The sequence below is a fragment of the Lacinutrix iliipiscaria genome (assembly GCF_042686125.1).
GTDB lineage: Bacteria > Bacteroidota > Bacteroidia > Flavobacteriales > Flavobacteriaceae > Oceanihabitans > Oceanihabitans iliipiscarium.
Map to the genome: position 1 here is coordinate 1 of NZ_JBHUOV010000010.1, position 26,818 is coordinate 26,818.

General features: G+C 30.6%; 26 protein-coding genes. 2 read left to right on the forward strand and 24 right to left on the reverse strand.

The annotated features are described in order from the left end of the window. Positions 1 to 257 precede the first annotated feature (257 nt). The 9 genes from ACFS5M_RS12220 to ACFS5M_RS12260 all read right to left on the reverse strand — a co-directional run bounded on the left by ACFS5M_RS12220 (position 258) and on the right by ACFS5M_RS12260 (position 9,342). Entirely contained in the window at positions 258 to 1,034 is a 777-nt protein-coding gene (locus ACFS5M_RS12220) for a DUF6090 family protein (protein WP_183490458.1), read from the reverse strand. A 270-nt stretch (positions 1,035 to 1,304) separates the two neighbouring features. Next, a complete protein-coding gene (locus ACFS5M_RS12225; protein WP_183490401.1) occupies positions 1,305 to 1,991 on the reverse strand; it encodes a DUF6090 family protein in 687 nt (228 codons plus the stop codon). A gap of 410 nt (positions 1,992 to 2,401) precedes the next feature. Next, positions 2,402 to 3,133, reverse strand: coding sequence for a DUF6090 family protein (locus tag ACFS5M_RS12230; protein ID WP_183490404.1), 732 nt, complete (start codon positions 3,131 to 3,133; stop codon positions 2,402 to 2,404). A gap of 231 nt (positions 3,134 to 3,364) precedes the next feature. Further along, complete coding sequence (locus ACFS5M_RS12235; protein WP_183490408.1) at positions 3,365 to 4,150, reverse strand: hypothetical protein; 786 nt, start codon at positions 4,148 to 4,150, stop codon at positions 3,365 to 3,367. 233 nt (positions 4,151 to 4,383) lie between these two features. Next, a complete protein-coding gene (locus ACFS5M_RS12240) occupies positions 4,384 to 4,905 on the reverse strand; it encodes a hypothetical protein (protein ID WP_183490411.1) in 522 nt (173 codons plus the stop codon). Between the two features lie 163 nt (positions 4,906 to 5,068). Continuing rightward, positions 5,069 to 6,805 (reverse strand): T9SS type A sorting domain-containing protein, encoded by a 1,737-nt coding sequence (locus ACFS5M_RS12245; RefSeq protein ID WP_183490414.1) that lies wholly within the window; start codon positions 6,803 to 6,805, stop codon positions 5,069 to 5,071. 219 nt (positions 6,806 to 7,024) lie between these two features. After that, on the reverse strand, positions 7,025 to 7,426 hold the full coding sequence (locus ACFS5M_RS12250) for a hypothetical protein (RefSeq protein ID WP_183490417.1): 402 nt from the start codon (positions 7,424 to 7,426) through the stop codon (positions 7,025 to 7,027). Between the two features lie 233 nt (positions 7,427 to 7,659). Further along, positions 7,660 to 8,403, reverse strand: a complete 744-nt coding sequence (locus ACFS5M_RS12255; RefSeq protein ID WP_183490460.1) for a DUF6090 family protein — start codon at positions 8,401 to 8,403, stop codon at positions 7,660 to 7,662. Positions 8,404 to 8,634: 231 nt separating this feature from the next. Next, on the reverse strand, positions 8,635 to 9,342 hold the full coding sequence (locus ACFS5M_RS12260; protein ID WP_183490420.1) for a DUF6090 family protein: 708 nt from the start codon (positions 9,340 to 9,342) through the stop codon (positions 8,635 to 8,637). A gap of 9 nt (positions 9,343 to 9,351) precedes the next feature. Here ACFS5M_RS12260 and ACFS5M_RS12265 point away from each other — a divergent pair, with 9 nt between their 5' ends. Then, the gene (locus ACFS5M_RS12265; RefSeq protein WP_183490422.1) at positions 9,352 to 9,561 is read left to right on the forward strand and encodes a hypothetical protein; all 210 of its coding nucleotides are present in this window, start codon (positions 9,352 to 9,354) and stop codon (positions 9,559 to 9,561) included. A 647-nt stretch (positions 9,562 to 10,208) separates the two neighbouring features. Here the strand turns inward: ACFS5M_RS12265 and ACFS5M_RS12270 are convergent. The 12 genes from ACFS5M_RS12270 to ACFS5M_RS12325 all read right to left on the reverse strand — a co-directional run bounded on the left by ACFS5M_RS12270 (position 10,209) and on the right by ACFS5M_RS12325 (position 21,576). Continuing rightward, a complete protein-coding gene (locus ACFS5M_RS12270; RefSeq protein ID WP_183490425.1) occupies positions 10,209 to 10,751 on the reverse strand; it encodes an acyl-CoA thioesterase in 543 nt (180 codons plus the stop codon). A 340-nt stretch (positions 10,752 to 11,091) separates the two neighbouring features. Beyond that, positions 11,092 to 11,436 (reverse strand): phosphotyrosine protein phosphatase, encoded by a 345-nt coding sequence (locus ACFS5M_RS12275; RefSeq protein ID WP_183490428.1) that lies wholly within the window; start codon positions 11,434 to 11,436, stop codon positions 11,092 to 11,094. A gap of 217 nt (positions 11,437 to 11,653) precedes the next feature. Continuing rightward, positions 11,654 to 12,145, reverse strand: coding sequence for a hypothetical protein (locus ACFS5M_RS12280; RefSeq protein ID WP_183490431.1), 492 nt, complete (start codon positions 12,143 to 12,145; stop codon positions 11,654 to 11,656). Between the two features lie 223 nt (positions 12,146 to 12,368). Continuing rightward, positions 12,369 to 13,169, reverse strand: coding sequence for a DUF6438 domain-containing protein (locus ACFS5M_RS12285; RefSeq protein ID WP_183490433.1), 801 nt, complete (start codon positions 13,167 to 13,169; stop codon positions 12,369 to 12,371). Between the two features lie 230 nt (positions 13,170 to 13,399). After that, positions 13,400 to 13,831: a hypothetical protein gene (locus ACFS5M_RS12290; RefSeq protein ID WP_183490436.1), complete on the reverse strand. Its 432-nt coding sequence runs from the start codon at positions 13,829 to 13,831 to the stop codon at positions 13,400 to 13,402. Positions 13,832 to 14,566: 735 nt separating this feature from the next. Continuing rightward, entirely contained in the window at positions 14,567 to 15,169 is a 603-nt protein-coding gene (locus ACFS5M_RS12295) for a hypothetical protein (RefSeq protein ID WP_183490439.1), read from the reverse strand. 166 nt (positions 15,170 to 15,335) lie between these two features. Then, positions 15,336 to 16,424: a hypothetical protein gene (locus ACFS5M_RS12300; protein ID WP_183490441.1), complete on the reverse strand. Its 1,089-nt coding sequence runs from the start codon at positions 16,422 to 16,424 to the stop codon at positions 15,336 to 15,338. Positions 16,425 to 16,649: 225 nt separating this feature from the next. Then, on the reverse strand, positions 16,650 to 17,159 hold the full coding sequence (locus ACFS5M_RS12305; RefSeq protein ID WP_221267601.1) for a lecithin retinol acyltransferase family protein: 510 nt from the start codon (positions 17,157 to 17,159) through the stop codon (positions 16,650 to 16,652). Between the two features lie 84 nt (positions 17,160 to 17,243). Then, entirely contained in the window at positions 17,244 to 18,059 is an 816-nt protein-coding gene (locus tag ACFS5M_RS12310) for a hypothetical protein (RefSeq protein WP_183490442.1), read from the reverse strand. Positions 18,060 to 18,761: 702 nt separating this feature from the next. Next, complete coding sequence (locus ACFS5M_RS12315) at positions 18,762 to 19,220, reverse strand: hypothetical protein (RefSeq protein WP_183490444.1); 459 nt, start codon at positions 19,218 to 19,220, stop codon at positions 18,762 to 18,764. A gap of 157 nt (positions 19,221 to 19,377) precedes the next feature. Continuing rightward, positions 19,378 to 19,980, reverse strand: a complete 603-nt coding sequence (locus ACFS5M_RS12320) for a DUF6705 family protein (RefSeq protein WP_183490446.1) — start codon at positions 19,978 to 19,980, stop codon at positions 19,378 to 19,380. Positions 19,981 to 19,995: 15 nt separating this feature from the next. After that, the gene (locus ACFS5M_RS12325) at positions 19,996 to 21,576 is read right to left on the reverse strand and encodes a hypothetical protein (protein ID WP_183490448.1); all 1,581 of its coding nucleotides are present in this window, start codon (positions 21,574 to 21,576) and stop codon (positions 19,996 to 19,998) included. A gap of 584 nt (positions 21,577 to 22,160) precedes the next feature. Between ACFS5M_RS12325 and ACFS5M_RS12330 the strand changes: the two genes are divergently transcribed. Next, positions 22,161 to 24,461 (forward strand): tetratricopeptide repeat protein, encoded by a 2,301-nt coding sequence (locus ACFS5M_RS12330; protein ID WP_183490450.1) that lies wholly within the window; start codon positions 22,161 to 22,163, stop codon positions 24,459 to 24,461. Positions 24,462 to 24,643: 182 nt separating this feature from the next. Here the strand turns inward: ACFS5M_RS12330 and ACFS5M_RS12335 are convergent, their stop codons facing one another. The 3 genes from ACFS5M_RS12335 to ACFS5M_RS12345 all read right to left on the reverse strand — a co-directional run bounded on the left by ACFS5M_RS12335 (position 24,644) and on the right by ACFS5M_RS12345 (position 26,738). Next, positions 24,644 to 25,318 carry a hypothetical protein gene (locus tag ACFS5M_RS12335; protein ID WP_183490452.1) on the reverse strand — a complete coding sequence of 225 codons (675 nt, stop codon included), beginning with the start codon at positions 25,316 to 25,318 and terminating at the stop codon, positions 24,644 to 24,646. A 218-nt stretch (positions 25,319 to 25,536) separates the two neighbouring features. Continuing rightward, a complete protein-coding gene (locus ACFS5M_RS12340) occupies positions 25,537 to 26,124 on the reverse strand; it encodes a hypothetical protein (RefSeq protein ID WP_183490454.1) in 588 nt (195 codons plus the stop codon). A gap of 224 nt (positions 26,125 to 26,348) precedes the next feature. Continuing rightward, the gene (locus ACFS5M_RS12345; RefSeq protein WP_379898980.1) at positions 26,349 to 26,738 is read right to left on the reverse strand and encodes a hypothetical protein; all 390 of its coding nucleotides are present in this window, start codon (positions 26,736 to 26,738) and stop codon (positions 26,349 to 26,351) included. Positions 26,739 to 26,818: the final 80 nt, after the last annotated feature.

A 26,818-nucleotide genomic window follows, 5' to 3' on the forward strand; every position in this document is an offset into this window, starting at 1 on the left:
AATTTTTCTAAAGAATTTTATCATTTAGTTAATGGTTGTCATAATGAAGGCTAACGTGTTCGTGTATGGTTTTGTGCGGATTTTCAGCTGAAGCGCTTTGCGCTCAGATGAGCCACTTGTGGCGAAAAATCCGAAGGAAAAAAAGCGCGACAGCTGAGTGTCGAGATTTTTTCCGTTTACGAAATATACAAATATTATCTAGATCGTCCTTTTAACCATCTGCGTTAGCATGAATTATACACGTTGTTGTGCTTTCGTTATTTATTCAATTTATCGAGTTCTTCTTCAATTCCGTAAATTACATTATCTATTGCCTTAATAGTTTCTGTTTCTTCATCAATTATTCTACCTCTATTGTAGAGAGCTAATTGTAAATTTTTCATAAGGTCATTGTCATTTAAAAATTTATCGTAATTATTTATTCTCAATTTGTAAATAGATATAGAATCAGAATGTATAAACCCATATTTTGTTGGTTGGCTATAATCCGCAATCAAATATTTGAATAGAAAAGGTTGAATAAGCTTTGTAATATTAATCTCAGCTTGTTTCATCCCAAGTTCATCGTCTAATCGCTTTAAATTTAATTGAAATAAATTGGTTACAGCAATACGTAGACTGTCATTAGATAACGTGTTTAATCCAATGTTTTTTAAATTTTCAAAAGCACTTGTTTTAGGAATAATTTGAAATTCAGTACTGGAAGTTGTCAATGACTCATAAATTGTTTGAGAATTTGATTTTTTATCATAGATATCAGTTATAAGCTGTTGACTTGATTTGAATATTTCTTTATGCTTAGAAATTGTTTTTTTTATATCATTTCTAGTTTGTAGTAAATCACTTTTTAGTTCTGTGTAAATCTGTGCTTCTAGTTTTTGTGATTTTCGATTTTCATTCCAGTTATTAATCTGTAATGCAATTAGAATTCCTATTACCACAAGGATAATTTCTCCGATAGCATATTTAAAATACTTCCCAGTTTTATTTTCCATCAGTAAGTTTTGTCTAATTTTTCTAAAGAATTTTATCATTGGCTAGAAGGTTTCTCGAAAGGTAAGACAATTTATTAACTCGAGTTTTAGATAATGAAGCACAACGTGTTCGTGTATGATTTCGTGCGGATTTTCAGCCGAAGCGCTTTGCGCTAGGATGAGCCACTTGTGGCGAAAAATCCGATGGAAAAAAGGAGCAAGGCTGAGTCTTGCTGTTTTTCCGAGAAAACATACGTTTGTTTAAAGATATAAATTTAAATTGAAGTTCATGTGTTAGCATGAACAATACACGTTGTTGTGCTTTCGTTATTATTTTTTGATGATTTCTTGTTCAATCATCTGAATCAGCTCAAACTGTAATTGTTGTAAATTCTTATATAAACCGATAAAACCTTTTTGAGCATTTATGTACAAAATAATTGTTTCCTTGAATGAATTATCATTCATGAGTGCATTTAAATCCAGTGGTTTTGATTTTCGATTGCCTATACTCTTCACTTTTGATGTCAATTGAGGTAATAATAAAGAATATTTCATCGCTTCTGTATGTTCCGATTCCATCCTCTCTACAAAAGGATATTGTTGTGCATACAATTCATGTATTTTACCACGAAGGCTATCATTTTTGATAATATCAAATCCAACTGATTTTAGATTTTCATAACTCGACCTAACAATAGCTATCTTACTTATGTATGTATTTAAACGGCTATAATGTGTAGCCATAGTATCACTCCAAGTTATTCTGTTTTCAAGTTGATTTTGAATAGCTTCTGCAGATTTAAGTACTCTTGTATTTCGTGCAACATTTCCCACCATATCAATGGAATCCGTTTTGAGATTGCCATGCATTTCAGTTAATAATTTATATTCCTTTATATCGTTTTTACGTTCATCGTTCCAATTATTAATCGATAAGGCAATTAAAATTCCAATTACCACAAGAACAATTTCTCCTATTGCGTACTTAAAATACTTTCCGGTTTTGTTTTCCATTAGTAGGTTTTGTCTAATTTTCCTAAAGAATTTTATCATTGGTTAGTGGTTTGTCATAATGAAGCACAACGTGTTCGTGTATGATTTGTGCGGAATTTCAGCCGAGCGCTTTGCGCAAGGATGAGCCGTTTACGGCGAAAATTCCGCTGGAGAAAAAGCGCGACAGCTGGCTGTCTGCGATTTTTCAGTTTTGTTGTTTGATTAAAAGTAAGAAAAAATCTTCTGATTAACTGACAATCGCATTAATTATACACGTTGTTGTGCTTTCGTTATTTTTAATAATTATTTAATTCGACAGAAATCAAAAATGCAAATAACAACAAGTACAATTTCTCCAATAGCATACTTGAAATACTTTTCAGTTTTTTCTTCTGAAAGTAAATTCGGTCTAATTTTTCTAAAAAATTTTATCATTGATTTTCAATAGTGCCTATTAGTTTTTGGATGTCTTTTTTTGTTTCTAAAAGGAGGTTATTCTGAAAATCGATAACCGTATCCATAATCCATAATAAGGATAGCAGTTGTTGGTCCTTAGATAATTCTACATTTTTATTTGAAGGAATGTCTAAAGTTACATTGTACATGTTTTTGAAGAGCTCTTTAGTAGATATCACTGGAGCGGTATAGTCAACAAAATCGCGTGTAACAAGGCGCATACGTTCTTGGATTCCACCCTTAAAATCGAAATTGTAAAATTTAAGCAGAAGCTTCCGTAATTCAATATCACGTATTAATGTAATATTCTCAGCAGAAATAAGATTTTTAAAACCTAAGTCGTTTGGAAAAAAGTGTTCATACACACCAAGCGTAAAAACTTTATTTTTTACGATCATTACATCATTTTCTGATGTGGAATTAGAGAAATTCTCCAAAACATTTAAAATAGCTTCTTTTTTAGTTTTGTTAAAAATTAAAGTAGAATCTATTGTAATAAGGTCTGTCTTTAAGTTTTCTTTTATTTCAATTAAGTACGTTTTTTCTTTTTTGGCATCTATTGTTTTAATGTTCCAATTGTTAATTTGTAGTGCGATTAAAATCCCGATGACTACAAGTGCAATTTCACCAAGGGCATACTTAAAATACTTTCCAGTTTTATTTTCCATCAGTAAATTTTGTCTAATTTTTCTAAAGAACTTTATCATTGGTTAGCGGTTTGTCATAATGAAGCACAACGTGTTCGTGTATGATTTTTTGCGGATTGAGCCGAAGCTATTTTAGCTTCGGATGAGCCACATGTGGCGAAAAATCCGCTGGAGGAAAATAGCAAGGCTCTGACTTGCAAATTTTCCGAGTAACTAATATAAGAATTTTATCTAGATCGTTTACTTAACCAACATTGCGTAGCAATTAATTATACACGTTGTTGCCACCAGTTATTTTTTCACGTACCATTCATAATTCCGATTATAGTAGAAATCAGATATTTTTAAAATTCCTTTTCTCATTGCAATATAAATGTGATTATCAATAATAATAGCTGAAGAAGGATATAAAACTCCCCAATAAAAAGGTGCTTTTAAAATCTCAATTAATTTTTCATACTTGTTGAAACTCATTAAATATTCTGAAGTAATAATCAAAACATTTTCTTTCTCTCTAATCATTAAATTAGGCGCTCCAGGTAACTTATAAGTTTTTGAAACTCGCCAATTTTCTTCTCTTTTTAATTCTAATAGGTTTCCGTAGTTTGAACCCATGTGAGCAAGTCCTGATATCACATATAGCTTTTTGTTAAACTCAAGTATTTGATGAATTCGTTTGTAGGGCATGATTTCGTAAGATGAGTTTCCATCTTCTGATAAGAACCAAAGTCCTCCACCAAATTCTCCCTTGTTAAGTCCAATAATATATCCATCTTCTACTTTTTTGACTGCTCTTATTGAATACTGATTATTCAATTTTTTTGCTACTTCTTTTTGTCCGAATGGAAGTGAATCTCCTTTGAAATAATTATAATCATTTGGCTTTATTTTGATTGAATCGTTTGTTTTCAGTATAACCCAATCTTCCTTTGAATGATTGGCTTTCCAAAGATTCTCTCTTATTGGGATTGAGTCTGTTTCAAAATCCTCCAATCTATAATCTTGTCCGAATATCAGAACTGTCGAGAACAGAAATATTAAATTCAATATTTTTCGGTTAATCAGATGTCTTATCATAATTATTCTAGTGTTCCTAAACTATTCTTTAAAATCAAATTCCGAAACAATGAATGAGTGAACGAACCATTTGCTTGAGGTAATGCGTTTTTTTAATTGGTGGCAACGTGTTTGTGTATGGAAAGTTGCGTTTTTGTGTGCGAGGATTTTCCGAAGGAAAATCAGACGTAACAAAAAAGCAACGACCTTTGGTTAAGCACTAATTTAGCAATTTTTTATACACGTTGTTGGCATTAGGTTTTTTTTCCGAATTTGCTTAATAATCCGCTTTTTACATTTTTTATTGATTTATTAACCAAGAAAGTTCCACTTTTTAAATTCTCGATTGTTTCAATTCCGCTTATAATTTTCTGTAAATTTTCTTCGTTAATTTCAGAGGTTTTTATTGATTTTATTATATGCCTACTTGGTTTAAAATCTAATGGTAAATTATCGTATAAGAGAGAGTATTCAAATCCTATTTCAATTTTTTTATTATTTACAATCCACCAGTTTGAACCAGATTCGTGTTCGATTGGGTCAATTCTAACAGTCAGTTTGTTTTTCCTTTCCGAATCCTCATATCCTTTGTCATAAGCAACACGTTCAATCGTTGAAACTTCCTTTAGTAGTTTCTCATATTTTGTATTCAATTCAGTCTTAACAATATCTAACTCTGTTTGTTTTTCTTTCAGATGCTTGTTTTTCAGAATGAGGATTGTTGCGACTAATATTAATAGTCCAATTATAGTTATGAATATTGTCGTTTCGTTCATTTTTTCTTTAATGCACTACAACGTGTTCGTGTATAATTACGTTACGGAAAATCGGTTACGATTTTCCGACGAAAGACTAAGTTAATTAATTCCGAGGAATTTCCGATGAGGAAATTCAGAAGTAATTAATTATACACGTTGTTGGCAAAAGTAAATTCGATTGTCATTCCTTAATTAATTTTAAAACTTCAATCCCTTTTTCAGTTTTTATTTTTGCAAAATAAATTCCACTTTGCAAATGCTCGACATTAATAATATTATTTGAAGGGTGAATTTTAGTAGTTTTTACAAATTTCCCAAGGCTATCATATAACTCCAAATCACCATTAAATTTGGCATTTATTATAAAATTGTTTTTAATTGGGTTTGGAAATATTCGAGTAGTTTCTGAATCAAATTCCACTATATCCAATGATTCTAATCCTAGTTTTAAAACAAAAATATCTGGTAAACCATTGTTTGAACTATATATTGCTTCTTCTTCAGTCGGGTCGAAATCAGTAATACCTCTAATAAACCCTGTAAGATATATTTCTTCCATTGAATGGTTTATAGCAATTGCTTCAGAACTTAGGTCTGATTCACTTTGAATAGATACTGCCCAACCAAATATGCCGTCAGAATCTAATTTCATAGTAAATATATCATCGAATCCAGAACTAGTAAGGTTATAAACGTCTGAATTTGGATCGAAATCAGCTGTTCCAGAAAAATTGCCTGTTACGTAAATATTATTCATATTGTCTAAAACCAAACCTCTATCTATCTGGTTATAAACACCACCTATTTGTTTTGCAAAAATTAAATCTCCAGATTCGGTTAATTTTAATATAAAAACATCTGGACCGTCATTGGTTTCTATAGTAGAAAGTTCAAAAACTTCAGAGCTTGTATCAAAATCTATTGTTTGTCGGAAAATTCCAGTAACGATTATATTATTTGAATTGTCAATTGCAACACTGTTAGCTCTATCTATACTAATACCTGAATAGGTGTTTACCCAAATAAAATCACCAAATTCATTAAGTTTTAAAATAAATATATCAGTAGTAATATCTATGGCAGTTCGTATTTCCTCTTCTGGACCTGGATCAAAATCAATAGAATAAAAAAATGATCCTACTAAAACCATATTATTATCACTATCAAAAGAAAAAGATGTTACACGTGGTTCCATTTTCCTTGCCCAAATGAAATCACCATTAGAATTTAATTTCAATAAAAAATTACCTTCACCCGAAAGCTCAAAAACATTGACTCCAGGATCAAAATCTATTATACTTGTGATTGGCATAGAACCTGAAATATAAATATTGTCATAATTATCAATTGTAAAACGAGAATAATGAAATCCGTTTCCAACTTCAAGATCAATAGTATGAAAACCAATCAATGCTTTTGCCCAAATTAAATTTCCAGAAGGGTCAAGTTTTTGAACAAATATATTCCATTGATAAAAATCTAAATAAGATCCTGATTCTAAAATAAATTCATCAGGACTTGGGTCAAAATCAGCTTCACCTCTGAATGAGCCAGTGACGATAATATTTTCATCGTCATCAAGTTCCAATGAATGCATTCTTTTTTCATTTAAATCAAAAGTATCTACCCAAATAAGTTCTCCATTGGAATTTAATTTTTGTAAATATTGGCTATTTACCTCAACTGATCCTGTAGAGGAGCCAACATCCATAGTTTCCGGACCTGGATCAATATCTATGATTCCTGAAAAGGAACCTATTGAATATGTATCACCATTACTATCAATTGATATTGTTGTTCCTGAATCAACACCATTACCTCCAATTATGTTTACCCAATTAAATTCTTGACTATAGGTAAAATCCGTAAAAATCGGTATTAACATTATTAATGATAAAGTATTAAATAGTTTCTTCATTTCTTATTTTTGCCAACGTGTTCGTGTATGGTTTCGTGCGGATTTTCAGCCGAAGCGACTTTCGCTTTGGATGAGCCATTTATGGCGAAAAATCCGATGGAAAAAAGGAGCAAGGCTGTGTCTTGCGTTTTTTCCAAGTAATCATACGTTTGTTTAAAGATATAAATTAAAATTGAAGTTCAAGTGTTAGCATGAACAATACACGTTGTTAGCTACAGTTTATTTTTTCAGTTCAGTGAACCAATATTTTTTTTTCATTTTGTATTTCGTTAGAGATTCTTTAGAAGATTCCCAGAAAACCCATTTAGATAAATCCGATTCGTTGCAATTCAAAACTATTTCATAAGTTTTTCCAACTTCAAATAATCCACTTTGATTCGGGTTAGGACAGGCGAAAATCACAGGAATTATTCTTTCCGAATAACTAGAATCAGTGAAATTAATAATTTCAAATTCCACAACAGTTGCAATAGATGCAATTCCGCATTGAGGAATATTTTCATCAATTTTTGTCAGTAATTTACCTTTAAGTAAATAATCATTTTCTATTTTAAATTGCGATTGCGTTTTTGAATTTAACCCTAAAACGAATAATGCTATTATCATAATTTGATATTTCATAAAAATGTTATTTCAAATTGTAGCTAACGTGTTCGTGTATGATTTTTTGCGGATTGAGCCGAAGCTATTTTTAGCTTTGGATGAGCCACTTGTGGCGAAAAATCCGCTGGAGGAAAATGGCAAGGCTTTGACTTGCTAATTTTCCGATTAGTTAAATATACAAATTGTAGGATAAAATCTTCCAAATAACCAACATTGCGTAGCAATTAATTATACACTTTGTTGTGCTTTCGTTATTTTTCTAATTCACTTTCTATCATTGTTTTTAGTTCCAATAAAGTAGTTTTTATTTGTTTTAAACGTGATTTATACTCTTGATACTTTCGACGTTCTATATCAAAAACCCAAAGAAAATCTTGATTTTTCAGTATATCGTGGACTTTTAAATCAAAATGGATGTGTTTCCGCCCATCTTTATGTAGTACTTGTTTTAACTTTATAAACTTATGTTGCAATTCAAAAATTTCAGGTTTAGTTTCATCGTACAAATCATTGGAAAAGAAAGTGTAGAGTGGTAATTCGGTAGTGTACGCATTATTAATTGTTGTCCTTAAAGAATCGTTACTAATTATGTCTAAACCATTTGATTTTAGAGCCTCAAAAGGTCCATTATCAAATCGCATATAAACGTCTTGCTTTAAATTTGCATAAAAATCTAAAAAAAGAGAATCTTGAATTATTTTTTTATCAAACATATAAGTCTGTAAACTATCTAATCCACTTTCTTTTTTTTCAATTCTAGGGATTAGAAAATCTTCGTATGCCTGTAAATCTTTATTTATTGAATTAAGAAGTTCATTTAAAATGAGCGATTCTTTTTTATTTACTTTTCTAACTTCATTCCAATTGTTAATTTGTAAAGCAATCAAAATTCCGATTACGACTAGAACGATTTCACCAATTGCGTATTTGAAATATTTTCCAGTTTTGTTTTCCATAAGCAAATTTTGACGAATTTTTCTAAAGAATTTAATCATGTGATAGCGGTTTCTGATAATGAAGCACAACGAGTTCGTGTATGGTTTCGTGCGGATTTTCAGCCGAAGCGCCTTGCGCTAGGATGAGCCGTTCAGGTGAAAAATCCGATGGAAAAAAGGAGCAAGGCTGAGTCTTGCTATTTTTCCAAGTAATCATACGTTTGTTTAAAGATATAAATTAAAATTGAAGTTCATGTGTAAGCATGAACGATACACGTTGTTGTACTTTCGTTATTTTTTAAGTTCTTCATCAATTAATGCAATGAGATGAACCAATTCTTTCTTTAGTTCTACTAATGCTTGTTCATTGTAATTGATATTAGTAAGAATTAAGATTAAATCGCTAACCAATTTTTCATCTTCATTAAGCTTAAGGTCTTCGAGATTTCGTATTTGAAAATCAAGATTAGTAACCTTTTTTACGAACTCCTTATTCGTGACTTTTGGTAAAATATAATACTTAAAAGACCTAGTTAGGTTTATTAATTCATCAAATGCTGCTATGGAAGTTATTAGATAGTATTGAGTCAGTTGATTTCTCAATTCTGTATTAGCGATTATTTCAATATTGCCTGAACTGGTTAGAGTTTTGTAACCTGTGCTATTACTTTTGAAACTTGCATTTGTAAATAATTTACCATCTGATAAAAGTTGGAACATTTTTTCGCCAAGTTCTTGAGACACTTTCTTTTCTGCCGCAATCTGCATAAATTTTCTTATATCAGAACTCTTTTCCGCGTTGAAAGTAGATATTTCACGAATTAATAAGGTATCAGATATAAGGTTCTCTTTAATTTCTAATAACATAATATCTCCTTTTTCTTTATTTTGAGATATTGTGTTTAAATTGTTTAACCATAAGGCAATCAAAATCCCAATTACAACAAGAATAATTTCTCCAATGGCATATTTAAAGTACTTTCCAGTTTTGTTTTCCATAAGTAAATTTTGGCGAATTTTTCTAAAGAATTTTATCATTGGTTAGTGGTTTCTGATAATGAAGTACAACGTGTTCGTGTATGGCTTGTTGCGTTGGCTAGAACTAAGTTAACAAAAGAAACCGAACCAATAGGAAAATCCGCAGGATTTTCCGAATACACACAAACTAGCAATTGGTTATACACGTTGTTAGCAAATCGGTTTTTAATTCAGCCATAATTCAGTTAGTTTAAGAAACTCGCTTAATTCATAAGCTATAAAGATTGTTAAAATGGATAATTCAGTTTTATATGTTTCCAATTTTCTAAAAGTTAGTAAATAACATAAAATAGGAATTACCATTAATAATTTAATTTCATTGGCATAAGGATAATGCATTAACTTGAATAAAAACGAGACAAAAGCAAATAAGCCTATAATTAGATTCAGCCATTTCTTATTTATTCCGCTATATACAGAGAATATAAAGCTCAGAATTCCAAAAGATAAGAACGAAATATTTGCTAAAAGGTCTACTTTAAAAAAGGATATTCCGAAACTTAGAATCAAACCAATTAGTATTCCTTTTAAGAAATTCGGTTTAGTTTTTTTAAACAGCAGAAACCCAATTACGATTCCAATTAAGATTATGATTTTTCCGTACGTCATTTCAACTGTTTGCTAACGAGTTCGTGTATGATTTTTTGCGGATTGAGCCGAAGCTATTTTTAGCTTTGGATGAGCCACATGTGGCGAAAAATCCGCTGGAGGAAAATAGCAAGGCTCTGTCTTGCAAATTTTCCGATTAGTTAAATATACGAATTGGAAATGAATCGTTCATATAACCATCTTGCGAAGCAATTAATTATACACGTTGTTGTAGGTAGTTATAATATCCAATCATCAATTATTTTTTCAGTCATTTTTTCATTCTTTCCTTCGAACATTGAAATTAGAGCATGTCTATCAGTTGGTACATCATCTAAATCAATTTTCAAAGCTTTTATTATTTCAGAAGTTGGAATAGTTTCTCTTCCTTTTTTTGCTAATCCATTCGCAAAACAAGAAGCTATAGGTTTCCCTTTCCTCATGATTTTCTGTTCAAAATAAAAATAAGTTTCATCAACAAATGACATCTTTGTATATACTGTTCCCTTTTGAAACATTTTTAAAGGTCTATAAAATTGAACGCTAATAGCTTGGTTTGGAAAAAACCATTTGTTTTTTGTTGCTATTTTAAAAAAGTTTGTTCGAACCATAAAATCAGCTCTTCCCATTTCGAAAATAGTCATTATTGCTGCGTGATTCATAACAGAAATGTCAATATCAGTCACCCAAACTCTAAAGTTAAAGATGGAAGTTTCAGAACCATTAAGTTTTGTTCTAAATCTGGCTTTTCCTAAAGCACTTAAAAGTTTAATCCACCTCATTAGTTTCTTTTAATTACCTACAACGTGTTCGTGTATGATTTGTACTGAATCAGACGTAAGTCAGATTCAGAAGCAAATCAGATGTTGGAATAAAGATAGGATTTTTTTATTGAAGGAAAACAGCAGTATAAATTATACACGTTGTTAGCTTTGAGTTGTGAAAGAGTAGAGTGAGTGCATTCAGATTGGCAAAAAATCCGTTTAACAAAGAAAGTGAAAAGCTAAACTTTAGTTTTGCTTTTACGATTGATAGCGAAAAGTGTTTTTTTAAACGCTTTGTAGCATTTTACGTTTGAGTAAAAAAATCCGTGAGAGTAATTTTTCAAAGTTAAAAGATTAATTAAATGTTTATCATTAATGGTTTAACTTTCTGTTCTAATAAGTCAATTAATTCTTTTTGATAATACTTGAACTTGTCAGGAATTGACAAAACTTTTATTTTTTTTCCGAATTCTGATCCACCATTTTCCACAATTAACTTTCTATGCTTTTCTTCCATTACAATAACTAAATCAGCCCAATTCATTAATTCCATAGTTAAAGGTTGAGTTCCTTCTTTATTACAGATTTTATGATTGGTACCAGCAGAATCAAAATTAAAATCTAGTAGTTTTTCGGAAAAATAATCAGAAGCAGTTTTAGATCTTTGCTTATTAGCAGAACAAACAAAAAGTATGTTTTTCATAATTTCCGAGCAATTAAAGCTAACGTGCTTGTGTATGATTATGTTGCGGATTGAGCCGAAGCTGTTTTAGCTTCGGATGAGCCACTTGTGGCGAAAAATCCGCTGGAGGAAAATGGCAAGGCTATGACTTGCAAATTTTCCGATTAGTTAAATATACAAATTGTAGGATAAAATCTTCCACATAACCAACTTACGTAGCAATTAATTATACACGTTGTTAGGCACAGTTATTTATTTCTTTTTTAATAATTCGGTCATTTTGAGTTTCTAAAACACAAAATTCTGTAAGACTTTCATTCAGTCCAATTTGGAAATAGCGACGACCATAAAACCAAGTTTCAGACTTTTCAGATTCAAACCAATTCCGCAACCGTGGGATTCCGATTTCAATTAGAAATTCTTTTGTAGGTTTACTGATTTCTGCCTTAACAGCGTGAAGTATAATTGCCCATTTATCTAATGGCGTGGAATAATTTCCAGATATCAGAATATTAAATCTTAATAATTCTTTAGAACTCCCTTTCAAATAATTTAATGTGTTTCCTCCAGGAATAAAAAGTCCCATTCCGCCACCTTCATGGTTATTGAACCAAATATTCAACTTATCATAAATTTCCACTTCTGATAAGAGTTCCGAGATTTGTTTCAGTCCAACAGAGTAAGTCAGACCTTTTCCAGTTTTCGATTTTGTGCTTTTGATTAATTCCAATGGTTCTTTCTAATTGTGCCTAACGTGTTCGTGTATGGTTTCGTGCGGAATTTCAGCCGAGCGCTTTGCGCTAGGATGAGCCGTTTACGGCGAAAATTCCGCTGGAGAAAAAGCGCGACAGCTGGCTGTCTGCGATTTTTCAGATTTGTTATTTGTTTAAAAGTAAGAAAAAATCTTCTGTTTAACCATAAGTAGCATGAACAATACACGTTGTTGCCAGTAGTTATTTTTCAAATTCAAATTCGTTTCTTGTTTTAGTTAAGATGGCTTCTTTATCAATATTGTATAAAAATGAAATAAGCTCATCCAGAAGAGGAGGGGTGAACATAGCTTTATAGTATTTTCTTTTTCCGTTATGGTATAAAACGAGAGTTTTTATAGAACCATCGCAACAAAAATTTGCGTTTTTATCTGTATCTCCATAGGTTGTAATTCTTGACTTAATGATTAAATCTATTAATCTATTATATTCATTTTGTGTTAATTCACCATTGTAGTTTCCTGAACGTTTTTCGTCTTTCTTTTTAGAGTTTTCTTGGTAATAATTTCCAGTTAGTTTAAGTTTTCTATTTGATGAAATTTCCAAGTGAACAATTGGACACGAACCAAAACAGGAAGACGAGTGGAAAATTAGTTTTTCAAACACAAAAGATTTGTCAATGATTTGCTTTTGGTTTATAAAAGTTATTGGTGAATCCGTTTTAAAGAAATCTATAGACAGTTTTGAAATAGGTTGAATTGTTAGAGAATTTTCATTATTAACAATAAGTTTTAATTCAAATCTATTTAGAATAGCGTTGTCGGTTGAACTATGCCAAGGTCGAAAAATTAAAGTGTCAGACTTTATTTTTAAATGAAAATATTCATATTTAGTTTCATTCATTAAACCATTGAATGAATCAAGTGTATCTATAATCGAAATTGCTTCATTTTTTTCAGAAATCCAATTGCCTTTTAGTTTGTCTATTTGACTAAAACTTAAATTGAAAGTAAAGATTATAATTATGGGCAAGAGTTTTTTCATAATTACTGGCAACGTGTTCGTGTATGGTTTCGTGCGGATTTTCAGCCGAAGCGAGTTTCGCTTTGGATGAGCCATTTATGGCGAAAAATCCGATGGAAAAAAGGAGCAAGGCTGTGTCTTGCTATTTTTCCAAGTAAATCATACGTTTGTTTAAAGATATAAATTAAAATTGAAGTTCATGTGTTAGCATGAATTATACACGTTGTTGTGTGTAGTTTTTATTCCGATTTTTATCCTTCAATCGAAACTCCAACTTGTTTATTATTCTCAAAATGTACATTGAAAAAGTAATTTTGTCCTTCTTTTTCCTGAAACGCCATTTCAAACCCTTCATCACGCATTGATATTCCTTTCAGTTCAAAATGCTTTTCAATCGACACGAATTCCATTTCTGCATTTTCAAACTGTTCTTTAAGAGCTTTTTCCGATTCAGATTTTATTTCCGTTTCGTTATTCAGCGCTTTGAGTAAAATCCGCTTTTGATTTTCAGATATTCCATCTTTATTTCCTGCGATTAAAATTTCAATATCAAAATCCAAAAATCTTTTATTCACTTGCCAACCAACATCATTTCCTCTCGTACTAAAACTCTCAATTTCTCCAAAATCAGAGTCAGTCGTTTTTAGTTTTTTACTTCCAAATAGATTCCCAAATATTCCCATTCAGTTTGTTTTTTAGTTAGGTCGCTCAAATTACACACAACGTGTTCGTGTATGATTTGTACTGAATCAGACGTAAGTCAGATTCAGAAGCAAATCAGATGTTGGAATAAAGATAGGATTTTTTATTGAAGGTTAACAGCAGTATAAATTATACACGTTGTTATATACTTTTGCGAAAGAGTAGAGTGAGAGCGTTCTGCTAGGCAAAAAATCCATTTAACAAAAAAAGAGAAAAGCTAAACTTTAGTTTTGCTTTTACGATTGATAGCGAAAAGTGTTTTATTTAAAACGCTTTGTAGTATTTAGCGATTGAGTAATTCATTCCGCAAACTTGCTAAATTTCCGATTGAGTGAGAATCCGATTTTGAGTAAGCAAAAATTCAGAGTTTGAGTGAGCAGAAATTCCATTTTATTTTTTCAGAATTGAGTGAGAAAAACTGAAAGTATTGAATGTTTGGTTAATCGATGAAAAGGAGTAACAATGTTTGTTCCGAGCAATTGTATATAACGTGTTCGTGTATGATTTTTTGCGGATTGAGCCGAAGCTATTTTTGGCTTCGGATGAGCCACTTGTGGCGAAAAATCCGCTGGAGGAAAATGGCAAGGCTCTGACTTGCGAATTTTCCGAGTAACTAATATAAGGATTTTATCTAGATTGTTGACTTAACCAACGTAGCAATTAATTATACACGTTGTTACCCACAGTTTTTATTTCCGTCTAACTAGTTTGTCAAGTCAATTAGTTCGTTCAGTTACAATTCCTAAATATTTATGATATCGTAAACCAGAAGTTTCTTTATTCGCATATTGTTCCGCAATTTGATCATACTTTTCCGATAATTCCAAGTAATTCTGTCTATGATAAATAATCGATAATATTGAAGCAGTTTTATATCTCTCAATCGGAAAAAACACTTCATTAAATCTTTCTAAAATTATTTTTTTGACAAAATCAAATTTGTCGGTTTTATCCGTTTTTATAATCAGTTCAGAGTAGCCTAAATATGCTTGGGTTTTAATATTTGGATATTTCTTTTCAAAATCCACAGCTTTTTTATAAAATTCAATCGCCTTTTCAGTTTTGTCTTGTTTTTGGTAAATGTCTCCAAGCGAATCAAAAGCTGAACCAATACTAAAATCCTCGTCTGGATATTCATTCAGCATTTGAGTGAGCAGAGATTCAGCAATTTCAAGTAATTTAGGTTTATCTGTCTCAATTAATTCAACAGCTTGAATCCTTAAGTATTCCGCTCTGTTATCTTTTCGAGCACGTTTAAGTTTTGCAAAGAAATGTTCTTTATCATTTTCAGTCCAAGATTTTTTTCTATACCATTCCATTTCGGTCTGTTTGGTCAAATTGTGGGTAACGTGTTCGTGTATGAATTAGTTACGGGAAAATCCGTTTGGATTTTCCGATTAAGACACAAGTTAATTAATTCCGAGGAATTTCCGCTAAGGAAATTCAGTAGTAATTAATTATACACGTTGTTGCCAGTAGTGCTTTCTAATCTCGGTTAAATTGATGTAATCCACTTATTTCAGCAATAGCTAGAATAACATCATCTTGGTCAGATTTTTTATTCCAACCCTTTTGTGCTAATTCTGCTCTAACTTCACTTTCCGATTTACCCATTTCGAATAGATAAATAGTATATTCTAGGACTTTTTCTGGAATCTTTTCAATTATATAATTTATAGTAATTCCAGCAACCTTTGCTTGAGCCAAAATAAATGGAAAAACAATTTGAAAAACCCAACTCAAAGTTAATCCAATCCAACCAGTATTTAAATCCTTAATATTCAATCCACCTTCAAGACGTAATTTCATAAATTCGAAAAAGCCAAGATCTGAAATATTGTTTTCTGTTATTATTAATTGATATTGTGTAAATAGATTAGTGATAAACATTACTAGCACCATTCCTCCAATGATGAATTGGATTGATTTAAAGTTCATGTAGTTCGTTTTCTTTAAAACTTGGCCAATGAAATAACCCATTCCGAATCCAATTCCTAGTTCATAAATTCCAATTAAATAGATGAAATTTACAGTTAAAAACCCAATCAAAATCCCGAAAATAACTGCAATAACAAAACCTCCAGCCATTGATAACCCAAAATTCGGTTTTACAAATCCTTTTGGTTTTGGTAATTCAGACGGAATTTCATAATCCGACCAATTATTTTCTTTTTCATATTCAGTTACTAATTCAGAAAGTTTTCCACTAATTTTATATTCGGTTGCTAATTTTTGAAAAAGAGCAATGAACAATCCTGTCCTTCTTGAGTTTTTCCCGAAATCAAAAAAGTTTCCTTCAAGTGATTTACTATTAACTTCAATACGATTTGAATTGATTTGTTTTATGGTTAGTTTTCCAACCAATTTACTGAAATCTCCTTGGCATTTTGCTTCAACTGATTTTTTATCTCTGTATACAATTGGCCATTCTAATTTTTCAAAGACCTCAATAATTAATGGAATTACCTGATTATCTTCAATATCAATTTTAAAAGATTCTGTAAACTCAGGCTTATATTTAAAGCTATGTTTTCTCTTAATAGTATTTCGAAGGTTTTCGTATTCTATTTTCATTTAGGTATTACTGGCAACGTGTTCGTGTATGATTTTTTGCGGATTGAGCCGAAGCTATTTTTGGCTTCGGATGAGCCACTTGTGGCGAAAAATCCGCTGGAGGAAAATGGCAAGGCTTAGACTTGCTAATTTTCCGATTAGATAAATATACAAATTGTAGGATAAAATCTTCCACATAACCAACTTGCGTAGCAATTAATTATACACGTTGTTGTGCGTACGTGCTTAATTGTTTTCAGCAACATCTTTTAAAAATGCTCCCAATAATAATAAACCGACAGCAATTGCTCCTGATTTTGCACTTTTATTCACAATGGCGTTTACAGCTGTTCCAGTTGCAACCGTTAAAGCAATGTTTCCTGCTTTATTTACTTGTTCACTTCTATGTTCTCCAGTATGTACCCAGTTTTTGAAATGTTCACAATTATTACTTACATAATTGTATGCTCGTTCACCAACCCTAGATAGTGCTCTTCTAGTGGCATTTCTTCTTTGATATTCGTTTCCTTTAAACTTTTGGATTGCTGTTGGCTGTAGTGTTTTTAAAACCTCTTTCATTTCTGAATTAGAAACTTCTCTAACACCATCTTTGTAATTAGCAACAAAAATAGGATTGTTTCCTCTGTAGCCAACAAATATTGCAAAATGGTCAACCATTCCTAGAATCTTTTTTCTTAAGACGATAGCATCAGCTTCTCTTAAATTGTTACTCATAATAATTCTGTGTAAATTCATTTTTTTATTTTTTTAATTATTTCACAAACCTACATTACTGTTAGATTGATTTTAGGTGGACAATGACCATTGTCTTTTCAAAGTCTATTTTTTTATTAGATTTTTTTCAATTACGACTGTTAGTTTTTCCTTTATTTCTTGATGTCTCACAACATTTTTCTTAATTCTTTCGTGTTCTTTATTTATCGCTTTTTTTATTAAAAAAACATTTTCATTATCTACTGAATATTGGGTTAGAGGTGCAAAATGTCCACTCGTACCTTTTGGTTTTATGAGTTTTTTATCTTTTAAAAGTTGAAAAAACACAATGATTTCGTCTTTATATTTCTTGTTAAATTTAACATAGAAGCTATCAGTTATTGGTTTGAATAGTTTTTTGAATTCCTTAATTGAATAAATTATTTTTTTGTCAGCTAAATCTTTAGTTATTTCATCAAGTTCTGTTTCTTTTCCAAGCCATTCATAGTAAGTTTTTTTTGTTATAGATTTTGGTTTTAAAACTTTAGTTTTCTCTAACCCAAGAATTTGAGTTAATATATTATAATCATAACCTCTATATTCACAAGCGATTTTTAAGTTTTCGATTATGTCATTTATAACTGTATCTGAATTGTCTTGAATTGATATGTTTTTTATGTAGTCTTGAAAAATATCACTTAACAAATATTCAATTTGCTTTTTTTCATTACGATTGTTAATGTTTGATATAATTCCATTTATATCGTTTAATATAATTCCAGATATTTTAGGTAATTCATTGAACTCATTTCCATTTAGTTTTCCGTTAATACTATCAATAGCTTTAGTAATTATTTCGTCAAGATTATATTTTATAAGAAGAGCGTGTAAATCATCCGAATTCTGATAATTTTCTAAAAAACTAAAAAGTGTCTTGTTCATTTATTTATTCACTTGGTTTTCGGGCATTACGCACAACGTGTTCGTGTATGATTTGTACTGAATCAGACGTAAGTCAGATTCAGAAGCAAATCAGATGTTTGATAAAGATAGGATTTTTTATTGAAGGATAGCAGCAGTATAAATTATACACGTTGTTACGCACTTTTACGAAAGAGTAGAGTAAGAACGTTCAGCTTGGCAAAAAATCCGTTTAATAAAAAAGAGAAAAGCTAAACTTTAGTTTTGCTTTTACGATTGATAGCGAAAAGTATTTTTTAAAACGCTTTGTAGCATTTAACGATTGAGTGATTCATTCCGCAAACTTGCTAAAATTCCGATTGAGTGATTTTCAGCGTTAGAGTAAGCAAAAATTCAGAGTTTGAGTGAGCAGAAATTCCATTTTATTTTTTCAGAGTTGAGTGAGTAAAACTGAAAGTATTGAATGTTTAGTTAATCGATGAAAAGGCGTAACAATGTTTGTTCCGAGTAATTGTGCGTAACGTGTTCGTGTATGATTTTTTGCGGATTGAGCCGAAGCTATTTTAGCTTTGGATGAGCCACTTGTAGCGAAAAATCCGCTGGAGGAAAATGGCAAGGCTCTGACTTGCTAATTTTCCGAGTAACTAATATAAGAATTTTATCTCGATCGTTTACTTAACCAACATTGCGTAGCAATTAATTATACACGTTGTTAGCTCTAGTTTACTTGTTGAATTCAGTGTTGAAGAATGAAAAAGTTAAGTCATCTGGAACTTCCAAACTTTTTCTCATTAGAAGATATCCATTTTTATTTAAATTGTGAACATCAAAACTATTAGAGTTTCCACTTTCATGATTTCTAATATCTATGATAATGTAATTGGTTATTTCAAGATTCGGTACTGGTTTTCCAATATTATCAGTATTGATAATTGGATGTTGTTTTGCGATAATGAAATCATCATTAAATCCAACAGCATAAACTGTATTCTCAACTACAATATTTCCAACGTCTCCATTATCCGAGAAGCTGAATAAGATATGTCTATCAGTAGTAAATTCAAACCAATTCAGCCAAAAATCCTTAGTTATTTTTTTTGAAGATGAAGGGTTATTTCCAAAAAAGCATGATACAAGTATGATTGATAATAGAATAATGAAAAAATAATTTTTCAATTTCATGGTTCATTTTAAATTAGAGCTAACGGTCTAGTGTATGATTTCGTTGCGTGTTTAAGCACTAAAGTTAGCAAATAAATCACAGATAGAAAGTCCGCGAGGACTTTCGTAAGTAAGCTATAACCAGCAATGAATTATACACAGTGTTGTGGTTAGTTTTTTATTCCATTTTAGTTAATGTGATATTGTTAGGAAAACTAAATACTGTTGGATAGTCACTTAATTGTAAAGAATTTCTAATATCACAAGACCAATTTGCTTGTAATGGAGTTGTACTTGGAATAATTTGAAATGTAAAACCACCTTCAATACCAAAAGCAGAAAACCTTGATGAATCGTCTACTGTATTATCTAGGATACTTCCTCCTAAATTTGTGCCATCGATAGAGCCACCAGTAATTACAGGAAGATATGGTGTAGTTGAGTTTTTTATGTTTTTATTTGATGTTTTAATAACAGTTTCCTCTCCGAATGTGTTTACTTCAATAATTTCATAATGACCATTTATTCTATCTTTGAAATAGGAAGGTTTTATGCCATTCTTGCTCTCTACCATTTCCACTTTCCAGAGAGTTATTCTAAATATTTGATTACCATTTTGATATTGCCAAATACCGATAAATGGTGTGAAATTATTATCTAAATCTTTAAAGTATTTATTTTCATTATTTCCTTGATTTAGTGTGTTTAAGTTAACTACTTCTTGTGCTCTACAAGAGGTAATGCCAATTAGTAACGCTATTAAATATATTAAATTTTTCATAATGTATTGAATTTTTTAGTTTGGACAATCTTCTGGAATTATTTCATTTATAGTAGTGTCTAATGTTACTTTGGTAAAGTCATCAAAATTATCGTTGACTTCAAAAAGAGAAACACCTAAATCATAATTTAATATCATTTCTAAAAAAGCTTTTTCATCTACTAAATTATCTTCACTTCCTTTTTTGATTTTGCTATCAGGATTTTCTTTTTCATTAAAATAATCATTAAACATGGGCAGATATTCATTATAACTATTAAAATATTCTTGTTGTTTTTCAATATCATAAGGAGGGTTTAATAATGGTAAAAAGTGATAATATTCTTTAAGTTTTGATACATTATCAATAGTTAAAGCATAATATGTACCATCTGCAGTTATTAAAAAAGCCACAAATTTATTGGTCTTTATTTTACCACATTGCAGTCCTTTTGCAAAAGCTCTCAAATCGCCATCAGAAAATATAGAATATGTTGATGTACTAGGACTATTATGTGTATGCGCCACAGATATTATTCTATTAGAGTTATTGCAAGCATCAAAGTTAACAAAGCCATTAGTACCTGTAGGTAAATTTTCAACAGGTTCTGCATCATTACCAGTATCAATAAAAATGCCATTCTCTACGGTTTCAAATCTTTTTGCTGCAAGTGCTATAAGTTCATCTTTATACGTTGGATAATCTTCAAAAAGATTGATGATTTTCTCACATGGTTCAGGTTGTACTTCTTCTGGGCAATCTCTGGTACAAGTTGTAATAGGAGATGTTACATCATCATTTTCTTGTGTATTGCTTCCACCATTATTTGTAGCTCCAGTATTGGTATTTGTGTTTCCAGTATTAGGGAAAGTTTGATTACCGTCAGGAGGAGTATAACCACCCGTACCTCCAGAACCGGCTTCGCATGAATTGTTAGTAATTACCATTTGCCAACCATTACATGGTCCTCCACTAGGGAAATGACCGTCTTCATGGGCTTCAACTTCATAGTAACAGGATGTAACAATAGTTTGTCCACAGGCCTCTTTATTAGAAAGATTAGTATTTAATCCTTCGTCGTTTAAAATGCTTTTAATTAAAACATCATCATCTATTGCTGTGTAAAATACTTTATCCGTTAAATCTACAGGATTTCCATCCTCAATATCTAATTTTTCCTGTGGTGTTGTATTATACTTTACTAAAAACGCACTATAAGTCCCATCTTTTTGTAATGAAATTAATAAATTGTCAAGAGAGTCTTTAGCAATTTCATAAATTACAGGAAAAGTGTATGAATGGTAAGAGCCATCTGAATTTTCTATATAAGTCACATAATCGGTATCAATTTTAAAATTATATATACTATTATAGGTTTTTAAATTTTGGATATTCTCTATTTCTTCTTTAGTTTTAATTTTTGGTTTTACTATTTCAAAATGACCTTTACGTTTTATATCATTAAGGCTAATTTTTGAAATTTTATAGGGGTTTATATTTTGATTGGTTTGCTCATTTTTAAAATCATCATCTTTTTGACAATTAACGAACATAAGAGAAACTCCAAAGAGTAATAATCCTAGTTTTAGATAGTTTTTAAATCGTTTTTGTTTCATATACATTTGGTTAAAGTTAATTATTCAAATCTAAAGATTAAAGAATCTATTAAAAATCTTAAATGAGTGAACTCTACTTATAAATGAGTATAGATTTTGATATTTTATTTTGCAACTTAACAAATATAGAATATAATCTATAATTAAAAAATACGCACTTGTACGTATTTTTTATTGAAGTTCTAAAATATTATTTAGTGAAATTAACCACAACGTGTTCGTGTATGATTTTTTGCGGATTGAGCCGAAGCTATTTTAGCTTTGGATGAGCCACTTGTGGCGAAAAATCCGCTGGAGGAAAATAGCAAGGCTCTGACTTGCAAATTTTCCGAGTAACTAATATAAGAATTTTATCTAGATCGTTGACTTAACCAACATTGCGTAGCAATTAATTATACACGGTGTTGTGCTTTCGTTATTTTTTTAGTTTTTACATTTTTAGACAACATATTATGCTCCACTTCAATTAATTTATTTGATACATAACTTCTTTGTTTCTGTCATTCATTATAACTTATTCTCAGTTAATGTAAAATTTCTAATAGATTAGTAGCCAATGAAATAAATTCGTAATTTCATACACTATGAGAAAAATTAGCATTTTTTTAGAAAAAATTCTTGACTACATCCTCCGTAGAAAGACGTTAATAAGTGTTCTTTTCATTTTGTCTTCATTATTGGTCAGGGAATTAACAGCATATAGCGCAGGAGATTCAATTAGTTCCTATAGTGATGAGATGATTAGTTCTCACCAAGATGGCTTTTGGTATTATTTTTTTTCTACCGTAAAGGCAATTTTTAATTCTGGTTCCATAGAAGTCATTATCATCACTACATTTTTAATAATAATAATATCCTTACTTAAATTTTTGGAAATCAAAGGAAAAAAAATTGGAAGCATACATTTTGGATTAATTATATTATTTTCTTTGGGACTCATAACTTTTCTGCTTTCTATACACTTTGAACCGTTAACTAATAATAAGCGCATTTTTCTGTTAGACCCCTTGATTTCAATGGATAATATCAAATCGGATGCAGGCTTGGTACGCGATGCGGATTTGCTTTTTTATTATAGTGAAAACCTCCAAAAGTCTGTTGATTTAGATACAACGATTTATCACAAGATTATTAACTTCTACGAAGATGACAACATAGAGGAGTGCAAAGAGTTGATTACCGAGGCCTTTGATTTAGATGAATTACCCTTAAATGGATTAGATGAAGTGACACTTGATGAGGATGAGCAAGTAGGATATGTAGTAGCTTCACATTTTGCACTGAAACAGTATGACAAGGCTGCACAAATGGTTTTAAAAAGAAACTTGAATTATAAGGTTTGGGATCAAAGCCTCAAATTAGATTTGGCAAAATGCATTAGGTATTACTCATTGCAAAATGGTTTTATTAAAGGTTTCGATTTGGTTGATTCACTATTGAATAAATTCCCTAAGAATAATATTATATCTAAGTTGTGGACTGTAATACCATACGAGTACCTAGTTGATATCGAATTAGGTAAATACAATTCAAGAATGCGTAGTGAGCTAGATCAAATTACATATAACAATATTGAATTCATTTTATCAAATAATCCGAATGAACCTTTTTGTGGGTACGGTAATTACATCTTAGGAAATTTTGATGATGCTATTTCTTGCAATGAAAATGTAAGGATTGAGGATATTATAATTTATTCTATGGGATATAGTTTATTGGATGATTTTATTTCTCGTCTTGAACAACAATTAGAGAGTGATGAGATACCGTTCTTTTTTTCAGAATGGTATGAATATATATCTGAGAACACTGTAACTGATGAAGGACTTGAGAAGGCTCTATCTTATTTTGAAAAATACGTTGATATTTATAAAGGTGCCTATCATTATAATGATTCTCTTTTTTGGATAGCTTGGATTCAAGTACAAAAACACAATTTCGATAAGGCCTTAAGCTTTCTCAACAGGATGGAATGCTCTGAAGAATCAGGAGAGAATTCTAATAGAGTTTTGGCATTAAAATCACTAATATATGATTACTTAAGTCAAGATGAGATTGTTACAGACGTCAATAATGCATACCGTAAATGTAATAGTCACAAATTAGAAAAGTTTGTTTATTTGGAAAGTGTTTTCGAAAATCTTGATTATGAGTCCCAAATCTCAATGGCAAAATCAGGTCAAATTGATATAAGCTTTCTGTTTGACAGACTAGGGTTAGCTTATAGAAATGAGAAACCAGAAATATTTTTTATGTGGTATGAACTGTTAAAGAGTATTTCTAAAAGCGAGTATGAACTTGAATGGTTGTCACTGTATACATGCGAATATGAAGCATTAAAAATTGATTATGAAAACCTAAGTTATCAAAGCTATATAGACAATTTAAATCGCCTTTGTAAAGATAGCTCGGATTTTTTCCATATTAAATATCTTGAAATAGGGCTGGAACATTATAAAGAAACAATCGCACAAGAAAAAATGATCTATTTAATCATTAGGAAGTTAGTGAATTTTAATCCTACTCGTGTTGAGGAGTTTTTGAAAATCGCGAAAGAAAAGATTCCTAACAGTACTTTGTTGGATGACATTTATGCTGAAACCGTTTTTGCGTTCTATATATCCATCGAAAATGAGGAAAAGGGAGAATTAATCTTGAATGAAATGATTAATGAATTTAAGCATAAGGAAAACAACGCACTTGACAATGCCTTGTATTGGGTAGTTCTATATTATATGAAAAAAGGATATCTAGAAAGCTGGAGTATAAACAAATCTGCGAGGGAAAAATTCAAAAAATACAAAAAATTGTTTTTTGAGCTTTATCCAAATTCCACTGAAGATTTTAGCAAAGAAGATGCCTTTGACGCGTTTCGATATTTATAAATCCTATTAAATTATCATAACATTAGCTTATTAATGAAGCACAACGGTCTAGTGTATGATTTCGTTGCGTGATTGAGCAACTAATTTAGCAAATACAAACCGAATAGAAAATCCGCGAGGATTTTCATAAGTAAGCCTTTACTAGCAATGAATTATACACATTGTTGCCACCAGTTATTTTTTTAGTATGGTTTTTCTAATGATAAATTTGCCTCAAGTAAATATCTCAAATAATCTTTTCCGATTACACTTATGGAAATGTTTTCCGTTCCATCTTCGTCAATGACAAGTCCATTTGCATAGAGAAAATTCAAATACGCTTTATAGCTATAATCTCTATAAACATTCGGATAGTTTTCTTTTGCGTTATTATAATACAACATTAAATCTTCTTTTGATTCGGTTGTTGTGTGATTTAATCTCTGTAAAAATCTTATTTGACTTCCATACATTGAGTCATACATTTTCTCAAAATTCTTTATTAAAACTAATAGTTTTGAGTATTTATAAATTCGGTCATATTGGTTTTGTAATCCCTCAACTGTACTTATTTGTGTTTCTTGCTCAATTATTTCGTCAGCTCTATTTAAAGTATATTCAGAAAATTTTGCAAGAGCATTGTCCAAATAAGATTCATCATTTCCGTCTCCTAATCTTTCAAGTAAAGTGGTTTCGTTTTCTTGATTTTTTGCGTAGTTCGTTTCAATTCCAGCTCCACCATATCCAATTTTCTTTATATTGCCAATCAATTTTTTCAATGGTTCTTTTAAAATCAAAAGGATTGTGATTGCTACAATTGGCCAAGCTAGTGAAGATAAAAAGTCTAGTATTAATTCTAATATGTGGTAGTATTTCATTGGTTTCGTTTAATTGGTGGCAACGTGTTCGTGTATGATTTTTTGCGGATTGAGCCGAAGCTATTTTAGCTTTGGATGAGCCACTTGTGGCGAAAAATCCGCTGGAGGAAAATGGCAAGGCTCTGACTTGCAAATTTTCCGAGTAACTAATATAAGAATTTTATCTAGATCGTTGACTTAACCAACATTGCGTAGCAATTAATTATACACGTTGTTAACTACAGTTTTCTTATTTCTTTATATATATAGTCTAAATTTTTAATTAGAGTGAAAGCATAACCTCCATTGTCTCTTGGAGATAAATTTTTAGAATTTTTATAAAAAACAACTTTGTTTTGCATTAAATCAATAACAATAATTTCTAATCGTATTTTACTAATTGGAGTCGTTCCACTTGACAAACTACTTTTCGTTTTAATCAGAAAAAAAATTCCGTAGCGATTATTAGTTGTTTCGCTAATAGATTTTATACTATTAGATAATTCAATATTGGTCTTTATTTTATTTTCAGAATTAAAGAATGGAATTAATTCATTTTTGTCAGCGATAGTTAAGTTTAAACTGTATTTCTCATTTATTTTATATTGTGGTTTTTTCCTTTTAAAAACAGAGTCTAGAGCAATGATGGAAATTTCTTCAAATCGTTGATATAACCTATTCGGTTTATTTGGATTTTGATGAACAAATATTGGTTCAAAGTAGGTGAAATTGCCTATGTTTTCTTGCTTATTTGAATAATCAGATTGTGCATTCGTTGAGTATGATAATGCTAAAATAAATATTGCAATTAAAAATCGGATCTTCATTTTTTTTAAATTGTAGTTAACGTGTTCGTGTATGGTTTCGTGCGGATTTTCAGCTGAAGCGCTTTGCGCTCAGATGAGCCACTTGTGGCGAAAAATCCGATGGAAAAAAAGCGCGATGCTGAGCGACGCGTATTTTTCCGCGAAACTAAGATAGTTAAATTGTAGGAATAAATCTTTCACTTAACCATCTGCTAGCATGAACTATACACGTTGTTAGCCTTTCGTTATTTCTGCAACTCAATTCTAATCAATTCTAATAATTCATTTATCTCTTTGCTAATTTGAATAAGCAAATCTCTGTTTGAAGTCAAAATACCATGTACATTTCTACATTCTGAAATTAATTCTTTATAGTTTTCTTCAAATAGGACTGGGTTAGGGCTTTTAGAAATGTTTTCTGCAAATCCCATTTTTTTATTTATAATAGGTAGTAGTTGGTAGTGATATTTATTTTCAACTGTGTTATCCATATTGGCATATCTTTCATATTGATAGTCATAAAGGTTAATTAAGGAAGCCTTTATTTGTTTCGATTTTAATAGATCCATACCGTTATTTGACACAATTGAGTTGTAAATTCCGCTTTTTGGAAAAAAACTAAATATTCCGTTCATTATACCTCCAATTAATTCATTCAGATTATTTTCATCTAATTCAATGGACTCCTGGTTTATTTCGTTTAAAATCAATGCCT